The sequence below is a fragment of the uncultured Campylobacter sp. genome (assembly GCF_938018035.1).
In the GTDB taxonomy this organism is placed as follows: domain Bacteria; phylum Campylobacterota; class Campylobacteria; order Campylobacterales; family Campylobacteraceae; genus Campylobacter_B.
This window is the reverse complement of the sequence record NZ_CALIJF010000396.1, coordinates 1-9,872: the sequence shown is the minus strand read 5'-3', so window position 1 is coordinate 9,872 and position 9,872 is coordinate 1. Positions and strand designations below refer to the sequence as shown.

12 protein-coding genes and 2 pseudogenes are annotated in these 9,872 nt (G+C 37.5%); 8 read left to right on the top strand and 6 right to left on the bottom strand.

What is annotated here, in order from left to right:
* Positions 1 to 158 precede the first annotated feature (158 nt).
* The 8 genes and pseudogenes from Q0257_RS12050 (at position 159) to Q0257_RS12015 (ending at position 6,911) form a co-directional block, all read left to right on the top strand.
* On the top strand, positions 159 to 626 hold the full coding sequence (locus tag Q0257_RS12050; protein ID WP_298025112.1) for a hypothetical protein: 468 nt from the start codon (positions 159 to 161) through the stop codon (positions 624 to 626).
* A gap of 33 nt (positions 627 to 659) precedes the next feature.
* A pseudogene (locus Q0257_RS12045) lies at positions 660 to 1,050 on the top strand (hypothetical protein); the annotation flags it as partial.
* Between the two features lie 551 nt (positions 1,051 to 1,601).
* Positions 1,602 to 2,438, top strand: coding sequence for a CRISPR system precrRNA processing endoribonuclease RAMP protein Cas6 (cas6, locus tag Q0257_RS12040; RefSeq protein WP_298025110.1), 837 nt, complete (start codon positions 1,602 to 1,604; stop codon positions 2,436 to 2,438).
* On the top strand, positions 2,425 to 3,942 hold the full coding sequence (locus Q0257_RS12035; RefSeq protein WP_298025108.1) for a hypothetical protein: 1,518 nt from the start codon (positions 2,425 to 2,427) through the stop codon (positions 3,940 to 3,942). The genes cas6 and Q0257_RS12035 overlap by 14 nt, the downstream gene beginning before the upstream one ends.
* The gene (csm2, locus tag Q0257_RS12030) at positions 3,939 to 4,346 is read left to right on the top strand and encodes a type III-A CRISPR-associated protein Csm2 (protein ID WP_298025106.1); all 408 of its coding nucleotides are present in this window, start codon (positions 3,939 to 3,941) and stop codon (positions 4,344 to 4,346) included. Before Q0257_RS12035 ends, csm2 begins: the two co-directional genes overlap by 4 nt.
* Before the next feature lie 9 nt (positions 4,347 to 4,355).
* Entirely contained in the window at positions 4,356 to 4,994 is a 639-nt protein-coding gene (csm3, locus tag Q0257_RS12025) for a type III-A CRISPR-associated RAMP protein Csm3 (protein WP_298025104.1), read from the top strand.
* Positions 4,994 to 5,878 carry an RAMP superfamily CRISPR-associated protein gene (locus Q0257_RS12020; protein ID WP_298025102.1) on the top strand — a complete coding sequence of 295 codons (885 nt, stop codon included), beginning with the start codon at positions 4,994 to 4,996 and terminating at the stop codon, positions 5,876 to 5,878. The genes csm3 and Q0257_RS12020 overlap by 1 nt, the downstream gene beginning before the upstream one ends.
* A complete protein-coding gene (locus Q0257_RS12015) occupies positions 5,871 to 6,911 on the top strand; it encodes an RAMP superfamily CRISPR-associated protein (RefSeq protein WP_298025101.1) in 1,041 nt (346 codons plus the stop codon). The genes Q0257_RS12020 and Q0257_RS12015 overlap by 8 nt, the downstream gene beginning before the upstream one ends.
* 1,012 nt (positions 6,912 to 7,923) lie before the next feature.
* On the opposite strand, the gene Q0257_RS12010 is transcribed toward Q0257_RS12015, so the two are convergent.
* The 6 genes and pseudogenes from Q0257_RS12010 to Q0257_RS11985 all read right to left on the bottom strand — a co-directional run.
* On the bottom strand, positions 7,924 to 8,202 hold the full coding sequence (locus tag Q0257_RS12010) for a type II toxin-antitoxin system RelE/ParE family toxin (protein WP_298025099.1): 279 nt from the start codon (positions 8,200 to 8,202) through the stop codon (positions 7,924 to 7,926).
* On the bottom strand, positions 8,183 to 8,431 hold the full coding sequence (locus Q0257_RS12005; protein WP_298025097.1) for a hypothetical protein: 249 nt from the start codon (positions 8,429 to 8,431) through the stop codon (positions 8,183 to 8,185). The genes Q0257_RS12010 and Q0257_RS12005 overlap by 20 nt, the downstream gene beginning before the upstream one ends.
* A 116-nt stretch (positions 8,432 to 8,547) precedes the next feature.
* Positions 8,548 to 8,880: a hypothetical protein gene (locus tag Q0257_RS12000; RefSeq protein ID WP_298025095.1), complete on the bottom strand. Its 333-nt coding sequence runs from the start codon at positions 8,878 to 8,880 to the stop codon at positions 8,548 to 8,550.
* The gene (locus tag Q0257_RS11995) at positions 8,877 to 9,326 is read right to left on the bottom strand and encodes a hypothetical protein (protein WP_298025093.1); all 450 of its coding nucleotides are present in this window, start codon (positions 9,324 to 9,326) and stop codon (positions 8,877 to 8,879) included. Before Q0257_RS11995 ends, Q0257_RS12000 begins: the two co-directional genes overlap by 4 nt.
* Positions 9,323 to 9,514: a helix-turn-helix domain-containing protein gene (locus Q0257_RS11990; RefSeq protein WP_298025092.1), complete on the bottom strand. Its 192-nt coding sequence runs from the start codon at positions 9,512 to 9,514 to the stop codon at positions 9,323 to 9,325. Before Q0257_RS11990 ends, Q0257_RS11995 begins: the two co-directional genes overlap by 4 nt.
* Before the next feature lie 177 nt (positions 9,515 to 9,691).
* A pseudogene (locus Q0257_RS11985) lies at positions 9,692 to 9,872 on the bottom strand (hypothetical protein); the annotation flags it as partial.

The following is a 9,872-nucleotide window of genomic DNA, read 5'->3' as shown; positions in this document are numbered from 1 at the left end:
GAGGGATCGTCTAAGGCTAAAGGTAAGAGGAGTAAGAAGGGTAAGGGAGAGTAATAATTAAGAGGTAATGGAAAGAGAGAGAGAGGGAAAGAGTTTCTTTCTCTTCTCCTTTTTTTTGCGTCCTTATTTTTCTGCCTCTTTTTGATTTAGCAAAAAATTTGGGGTTTAAATATCCAAACGAAACAAAGCGAACAATTTATGCCGATGAAATCACGCATGCCTTAAAAAATCACGGCAACGAAGCGGCAGAAGCGAAGCGCGGGCAAATAGCGATAACGCGCGACGATATAGCAAGCTACATAGATTATGTCGAAAACCCCGACAAGCAGATTTTATCTCAAACGAAGCAAGGCCTAAAAGCCCTCATAAGCGGGAAACAAAAAGACGGGTACTATGTAGTCGTAGAGGAAGCACAAACGAAAAACAACAGGCTTGCTTTTAAAACGATGTATAAGGTCAAGGGGGATATTAAAGAAAGCTCATTATTCAAAGCGACGGCAGACGCCAAAAACGGCGAACGACTTGCATTTTCGGGTTATAAGCCCGACGCGCAGCGGGTCCCGTCGCTCGATGAGCTTATTATACCTCAAAACTCCCAAAAAAGTAAAGGAACTACCGCCCGATGAGTTAAGAAAGGCACTCATAGAAGCTGAGCACAAAGCGAGTTAGACCATAGCGTGATTTATTCTGATTGTTGGAAAGCTTATGATGGATTAGTAGATTATGGTGCTAAAGCACATTACAGAGTAAAACACTCAAAGAATGAATTTGCTAACTAACGGCAAAAACCATATAAATGGTATCGAAAATTTCTAGGGTTATGCTAAATATAGATTATCTAAATTTAAAGACATCTTCCCTAAGCGTAGCAACGGTAGTGACAGCAGGGAAGCTAGAATAATTTCTTGCTTCATCTTAAAGAATGCGTTCTGCTTACAACTACAAGCGTAGATTATAATAGAGTTTAGATATAATACTAAAACTACACAGGAAAACTTATATCAGAAACTGTTAAAATTAATAAAAGGTCTTATAAGTAGCAAGATGTAGTCGGTAGCTAAAAATCCGCTTAAGTTTAATTAAGCCAAAACAAGAATAAGCAAAAAGAGCGCCTAAATTTTAGTTGTTTTGTTATTCGAAAAATCCATAAATTTTGAAATTTGAGAAAAATAAATGAGAGTTGCGCATAAAAATGATAGTTTTTTAATCAAAAAACTTAAAAATTATAAACATTTATTTTTAATTTATGTATAATAACATAATTTTAAAATCGAGTGGTAAAGTGAATAGCAAAACTAGTATGATTATAATATTTTCTCACAAACTTATAGCGGTTCAAGAAAAAGACGCAGAGAATAGTCTTGGTGTATGCAAGTTTATAAAAATTCCCCAAATACCACAAGATAAATGGTCGGATATCCCTCCCGAGCTATCAAATTTAAAAGAATTCATGATAAAGTTTGAAAATTTTATAAAAGTAAATGTAAGAATAGGCGCAAAAGCCATCTATGCAGCAACAAAAAGAATAATCCAAAATAGCATAGTGTGCATAATGTGATGAAAAATTTAGTTTTTGAACATGTAAAATTTGGGCAGTATATATGAGATACTCCGAGCTTAGAGTGCTGTTTAGATCGCCTAAAAAACCGCCATTTTTTATCGGTTCGCAAGTACGCGGAGCTTTTGGATATGCGCTAAAAAGCGTAAGTTGCATAAACCCATCGTATAAGTGTGGCAAGTGTTTTGCAAATGAGAGTTGTCTGTATTACGACTTTTATGAAAAGAAAAATAGCTACCATAAGTATAGGCTGGACTTTGAGCTTGGGGCTGAATTTTACGACTTTGGTATAGTTTTACTAGGAAGCGCGTGCGAAAAACTACCATATATAGCTTCTGCTGTGTATATGATGTTAAAAAGATACGGTCTTGGCAAAGATAGAATCAAATATGAGAAATTTGATATGTTTGCAAATGGCGAGACGTGTTTGGCTGGAGATAAGATAAGTCTACCTAAAAACTACGTGAGAGAATTTGGCTTTGATGATAAAACGGATGATATCAAGATCAAATTTATAACGCCGCTTAGGATAAAAAAGGACAATGTTTTTTTAAAAAATGACAATATATCTCTGCGGGATATACTAAACTCTATATATCAAAGATGGCTAAGCGTTCAGGGGGAAGATCATGAAGCGTTGCCATTTGAAGTGAAGGGCGAGATAACTAATAAAGGGCTAAAATACGTGGAGCTAACTAGACGAAGCAACAGGCAAAACGCGACTATGAATTTTGGCGGTTTAGTGGGCTCTTTGGAGATAAAAGGTATTGGCAAAGAGTGCAAAAAGCTTTTAAAACTAGGCGAGATAATAGGTGTGGGTAAGCAGACTGTTTTTGGGCTCGGGAAAATAAAAACGGAGGATATAAATGAGCAAATTTAGCAGTTATTTTGGCGATGAGTTTGCTGCTTTGGAGCAAGGACCAAAAGATATAGATGAGATATTGCAAGATAAGATGTTTTTGATCGGCGGGGATTTTTACGGGATACAAAAATTTATATTTGATAATCTGGGCTCGAAAAATGCGGCTAAAGTGCTAAGGGCAAAGTCCGCATTTTGCGAGCTTTTTATGATAGTTTTGGCCAAATTTATCTGCCAAAAATTTGGCATAGATGAAAAATGTATCTTATCGTGCACGGCCGGTAAATTTGAAATACTCTCTCCTAAATTTGATGAAGCGATTTTTAAAGAGATAAAAGGCGCTATAAACGCTTATTTTGTAAAAAAATTCTTTGGCGTTAGTGGCGTTAGTCTATCTTGCGTGGAATGCGAGAGGGCGGACTTCGCGGATCCCAAAAGATACAAAGCGTTAAGGGATAATATAAGCAAAGCCGTGGAGTTAGAAAAATTTAAAAAGCTAAATTTAAAAGAGCAAGATCCGGTACTTTCATACGATAAAGGCATCACAAATCAAACTCTTTGCAGAATTTGCAACATAAGAAAAATAGCATATGATAACGATAAATGCGAAATTTGCAGTGCCTTTGTGCGTCTTGGCGAGAGGTTGGCTAGCGATAGCAAAAAGATAAATAGCAAAGCTATAGGCATAGACTTTATGGACGTTGATCTTGAGATAACGGAAAATATAAGATCATACGTCGCAAAAGAGACGGGCGAGATAGTGGACTTTGAAGATCTGGCTAAAAAATCTCGCGGTGATAATGCGATCGCTGTGATAAAAGCCGACGTGGATAATATGGGAAATTTCATAAAAAATAGCGACGTTACGCAAAGTTTTACAAATTTTGACACATTTTCAAAAGGCATAAATAATTTCTTTTCTCTATATGTGCCAAGGAAGATGAAGGAAAAATTTGCAAATAGCTACACCGTATTTGCCGGCGGCGATGATTTGCTGATAGTTGGAAGCTACGATGAGATGATAGATCTTGCTGTTTTTATAAGGCAAGAGTTTATGAAATTCATAAAATCGCAAAATTTAAGCATATCTTTTGGTATCGTTTTGGCAAAACCATCTACACCGATAAGCTACCTAGCTCAAACTAGCGAGAAGTGGCTGGAAGTATCAAAAGAGATTGGCGGAAAGGATGCGATTAGTATCTTTGGCGAGACAGCCAAATGGGATAGCTATATAAACGTAAGAGGCAAAATTTTAGATGAGTTTGAGAAATTTGATATAGATAATGCGGCGTTTTTATACAGGCTGCTTGAGCTTTGCGAGATGAGCAAAAATGTATGCGAAGACGTAAGAAACACCATGTGGAAGTCAAAGCTAAGTTATAGTTTTACTAGAAATATGCAAGACAAGCAGGGACGCAGTGATATGAACGCGCTGCTTTTAATGCTAAATGATGCGATAGAAAACAATCCAAAGGAGAGCAAGATGGCGATTTGTGAATACATATATAAAAGGAGAGAGCGATGAACGGATATAGAAATAGCAGCTACAATCAAAATTTTGATAATAGCGTGCGAAATAACTCTTTGCCGCCGATAGTTTTGGATTATAAAAAGGATCCAAATTTGTTTGACGAAACGGCAAGGAAAGTAGCTGAATTGGTTTCTGCAGGAACAAAGGCCACGCAGATAAGAGCTTTTTACGACTACATAATCGGGCTAGAGCAAAGATCAAATATCGGGGACTTCAGCGAAATTTTGCCGTTTGTAAAGATGCTAAATTCAAAAGCAGCTTATTCAAACGCTAGAAAACATTCTAGTAGCGAATTTGTTGAGATGATAAACAAATGTGTAGCTCAGGTAAAAACAAAAGATGATTTAAGGGTATTTAAACTCTTTTTTGAGGCCGTTATAGGCTTTTCTAAGAAATAAGGAGAGAATATGAAAATTTTAACTTTAAAAGGACAAATAGAGCTTTTAAGCGGACTTCACATAGGCGGCGGCGATGATACTATGAAGATAGGTGGCATAGACTCGCAAGTGATAAAAGATATAAATACAAATAAGCCTTATATCCCGGGAAGCTCGCTAAAGGGTAAAATGCGAAGCTTATTGGAGTGGAACAATAGACTAGTTGGATACGGCGAAGGAAAGGTTTTTAACTTTAATCTTTTAAAAAATGTCCCGGAGCCGGATAAAAAAGCGGCACAAAATTTACTAAAAATTTTTGGCGATAAAGAAAATAAATCCGGCATTACTAGAATAAGCGTGGGCGATTGCGTGCTATCTAAAGAGAGCGAAGGGCTAAAACTAAGCGAAGGAAAATATGAAAATGTGATAGATAGGAAAAAAGGAACTGCAGAGCACCCACGCCAGATCGAGCGTGTACCGGCTGGTGTGAAATTTGATCTAGTCATTAGGCTAAAAGTTTTTGATGAAAAAGAGCCTTATGATGACAATGAAGACGAGCTAAAGCAGATGGTCGAGAGCGGACTTAAGCTAATAGAAAATGACTATCTAGGCGGTAGTGGCTCAAGAGGTTACGGAAGGGTTGAATTTAAAAATTTAAGGTGGGAATAATGACACTTTATAAAACTACCATAACGCCTAGGTCAAATTTTATCACGCCGCTAAAAGGAGATACCTTGTTTGGACAAATTTGCTGGGCGATCAGATATGCACTTGGAGAAGATAGACTAAACGAGATACTAAGCGACTATGACAAAAAGCCGTTTTTGATAGTCTCTGACGGCTTCGCTAGCGGATATTTGCCAAAGCCTAGTATGCCAAGTCATCTTCTGGGCGAAAATTTGGATCTTAAAAAAGAAAATAGGAAAAAAATTTGGCTTAGCATAGAGGATCTGCAAAGCGGAAATTTTAAAAACGCCAAGACAAATGACGAGATCGGCTACGAGCTAAACGAGACGGCTACCATTAAAAATTCCATAAACTATCTCACATTTACAACCGACGATAGTGGTAAATTTGCACCATATGCTTTGATGGAGATGAAATTTAGCAAGCAAGATATCTATTTTTTACTAGATGATAAATTTAAGCTTGGCGAGCTAGAAAAAGCATTTGAAGTTGTATCCAAAAGCGGTTATGGCAAGAGAGCTAGCATAGGCAAAGGGGCGTTTGAATATAGTGATTTTGAAAAAGTGACTATTAAAAAGAGCTCAAATGCCTTTATGGCGCTTAGTCCGATTGTGCTAGGCTATGACGGCCCAAGAGAATTTTACTATGAACCATTTACGAGATTTGGCAAACACGGTGGATCGCTTGCGAACATAAATCCGTTTAAAAGCCCGATTTTAATGGCAAATAGTGGTAGCGTGGCGATATATGATGAAATTTGTGAAAAAGAACATCTAGGAAAAGCCATAAGCGGACATTCCGCAAATGCAAACACAGTGCATCAAGGATATGCCATACTAATAGCTACGGAGATAAAAGATGCATAATGAAACTAAAACTTACAAAATAAATCTAAAACCCATAAGCCCGATACATATAGGTGTCGGCGAAGCATATGAGCCGATGAATTACGTCATAGATACGGATGCAAAAGACGGCAGGGACTATATGTATGTTTTTGATGAATTTGAATTTGTTAAAGGCCTTAATGAGAAATCTAAAGAGGAATTTGAAAGAATAGTCTCAAATTTATCCGCAGATACATTGTTTGAATTGCAGAAATTTATAAAAGAGAAGAGTGCCTTGGCTAAGAAAAAATCTTTTAAAAAGATTTTAGTATCTCCAAAAGTAGCGAAAGAATATAGAGAAAAATTAGGCAAAGCGGTTCAAAAAGAAGGCGATGGCAAAAAAGTCATAAATCAGCTGATCATCGAAAAAACATTTATATCTCCAAATTTCAAAAAAGCAATAATCCCCGGAAGTTCTTTAAAAGGTGCGATAGCCACAGCCTTTGGTGAAATGCTTTATAAAACAATTGAAAGCTACAAAACAAAAGAATATTTTAGTGACTTCTTGATCGCCGATAGTAGCGCTATACGCTCACATACATTTGTTGCCGATGCAGTAAATATAAAAAGGAATGAACAATCAAGAGATAATGGCAATGACAATAGTATAAAGGTGCGATACGAAGTTATAGACTCAAAAAGCGAATTTGAGACGACAATCGCTATAAAAAACGCTAAATTTGATGTAAAAGAGCTGGTAAAAGCCTGCAACTCCCACTATATGCCGATATTTATTTCTCAGTTTAGTTGTGAAACGGATGAATTTACTCGCGAAGCACTATCTGATAAATTTATTGAGAAATATGATAATTTTAAACTTGCGGATAATCAATTTTTATTGCGAGTAGGCAAACACAGCGGTGCAAGAGCTGTTACGGTAGATGGCATCAGGAAGATAAAAATCATAAATGGCAAAGGAAAATTTTCTATCGAAGAGGAAGAGACCACGGCTTGGCTTATAAATAAACAGCCGTTTGGGTGGTTGCTTTGCGAGATTTTGGAAAGCAATTAAAAATGATTGCTACCTCTAAAAAGTCCATAGTAATATGCGAACATAAAAGCCCGCTCGGTCACCGAATTTAACCAAACTAGGGTTTATTAGGGTAGGTATCCCCTAACGAGTATGATTTATATGGCGAGTGAAATCTGCAATACAAATAGTATGCTCGCCAGATAAAATCGTAAAATTTATTTTTAAGGATAGTAATTGCGTATATCCGTGTGATTTGTAATAGGTGAAAGTAAAAAATACCTATAGCTTTTTTTATATTTGTCGAATATGTAAGATGCGTAGGATAGGAATATTTGTATCATTCGCGCCACGCATAACCTATTTATGCTCATTAATAAGTCCAATTTGTAAAGCGCGTAATACATATATATTTGTGTTATTTGTAGTTTATACAAGACTTGATCGCTCGTGTGCCACGTTTACTTTATGTGGATAGAAGTTTTTAGAAATCTTTATTATTTACGACTAATGATTACAGAATGATAGATGAGAATAATTGTATTTATTCGCCGATGATAAAATTCAATTGATTTTAAAGTTTAACAATTATAAGCTCAAACTATTCTTGTATTGGTTGAGGAGCGATGAAAATAAAATTTAAAACAAGTGTCATATAAGGCATCCAAGATGTTGCTCAACCAAACCTTAAAGCATTAAAACATCAATAAAATGAGAATTTATAAAAAATGGTGGTTAGAGGCGACTTGATGATGTCATTAGTGAGCCCAATAATACGCTATTTTAATGATAAAAACGGCAAAAATATTTTTCAAATATTTTTTGGGCGATTAAGTTTTTAAGCTTCAAAAATGCGATAATGAAAAGTTTACTTTTCAATATTAAATGCGAGTAAGTGCCCTAAAATAGGACTTTGTATTTTAGAAATTTTCAGTTTTTAAGTTTCGCTAGCTTAAACGGCTAGATTTCTCTTAAGAATTGAAAAATTTTACGGCTTTTTTAGCTCGAAACTTAATTAAGGTTTCTTTGCGAAACTAGAGCCGTTTTAATCGTTTCACTCTTGCCACTCATTCGCGCCGTAAATACCTAAGACGTAAATCGTCTCGCTCTCTATTAGATACGGGATAACGTAGCCTTTGAAAATTAAATCCCTAGCGTTGTCTTTCGTAACCTTTTGGCTAAGCCTATGCGCTAAGGGCATATTTTTTAAATCTAGGCACTTTCGAAAAATCTCATCGACGAAATTATCCGCTCTGTTTGAGCTGTCTTTAGCGATGAAGTCTTTTATCGCGTCAAGCTCATCAAAAAAGCGACTATGAAATTTTACGCGCATATTTGCCCGCTTTTATCCGCTCTATCGTATCGCGTGCAGTCGCTTCGTCTATTAGCCCTTTGCCTTTTAGGGCTTCGTCCGCGCGAGCGTTTAGCTCTTCAACATATTCGTCCGTTAGTTCGGTCGTAAGCGTCTCAAAACTCGCATTCGCGCTGCTAGCTAAAATCTTACCTATGGCTACGAGCTGGCGCATTATGGTCTCGTCCGTTCGTATGGTTAGAGTTTGCATTTCTTAGCCTTTGTTTTAAAATCCACTTTATTTTAACTTCTTGCTGCTTAGGGTTTGATAAGACATCGCTTTTTTTGTTCGCTCCCGCTCGCGAAATTGCGCCTAAAAGCGAAATTTTAAGCGTCGTCACTCCCTGCCTGCGTTCGTTTTTTGTCATAACTTCGATTAAATACGCTGTAAGCTTCTGCGTTTGCGAAATCGTCACGATCAAATATTGGGCTTTTATCTCTAAACTTCATCAGTAAATTTAAATAAGCTTCTTTTGGGTTGTCCTTTGCTTCTTGTAGGGCTTTTAAATATTCCTCTTTGTAGCGCCCAAACGTGAAATCCTTGTAGATTACTTTGGCGTCTAAATTTAGCGTATAGGCTACGGCGTGAGCCATTAGGCGCAAATCGTCGTTAAAAAATATCGATAGCTCGTAAAATAGGTCAATATCGTAAGTTTTCAAATATCATCACGCCTTATTACGATTTGGGTTATGGCATTTGCTGCCCCTTGCTCGTTTAGTTCATAGTTTTTGCCGAGCATCGTTTCTTTATTGCGCGCGGTTATCCTGCTATGAAGTTCGATATCGCTTAGGTTGCTTGCTTCATTTAGTAGCCTATTAGCCATTATTTGATTTTTAATCGCCGTCTGTTTAAAAAAGGTTATCGCCCTCGCGTTGTCGCTTACTGCTTGCGTTACGGCTTCGCGCTCATATTCGTTTAAATCAGATAGCTCCGTTAGATACTCAGTGCCTTTGGCTATCGTGCTTTTTAAATTTTTGGTTATGCCTTTAGTAATTTTATTGACCGCGCCCGCGCTTAGGTTAAAAAGCTTTTGTAGCTCTCTTTGGGTTGCACCCGCCTTATGCTTTGCTAAGATGCGCGCTCTGATCTCAGGTGATATTTTCATTTGCTCGCCTTTAACTCTTTTATGGCTTGATTAACCGCTTCGCGCTCGTATCTTACCGCGCGCCCTATCTTGATAAAGGGCAAAACGATATTAAAGCGCCCTTTGTATTTGTCGCTCCTCATTTTAGAAAGCGTGCTTTTGGATAAATTTAATATCTCGCCTACTTGCTTTGACGTTAATAGCTCCATTGTTTGCCCTTTTTGACGTTTTGAAGTATTTTAACGCGTTTTTAAATATTGCTTGGTTTCGCATAAAGGAGGGCGATTAAGCCCCCCCTCACGCGCCCTTTAGCGGAGCCCGCCACCTGTAGCTACCTCTCGGCTCCGCTTTGTCTTGTAGCGCGTCTATTTGCTCACAAAGATAGTTTATGTGCTTTTGTAGCTTTTCGCATTCGCTCGCGTATAGTTAAATAGGCAGTAAGCTTGTAAGCCTGCTTCGAATATCGCCCGCGCTTCGTCCATATCCTGCGCTCGCTTAGCCATCTCGGCTTTAAATTCAGCCCTTTGCTTATCGTCTGCGGCTCGCTCTAGCTCGCGCTTATGCAGG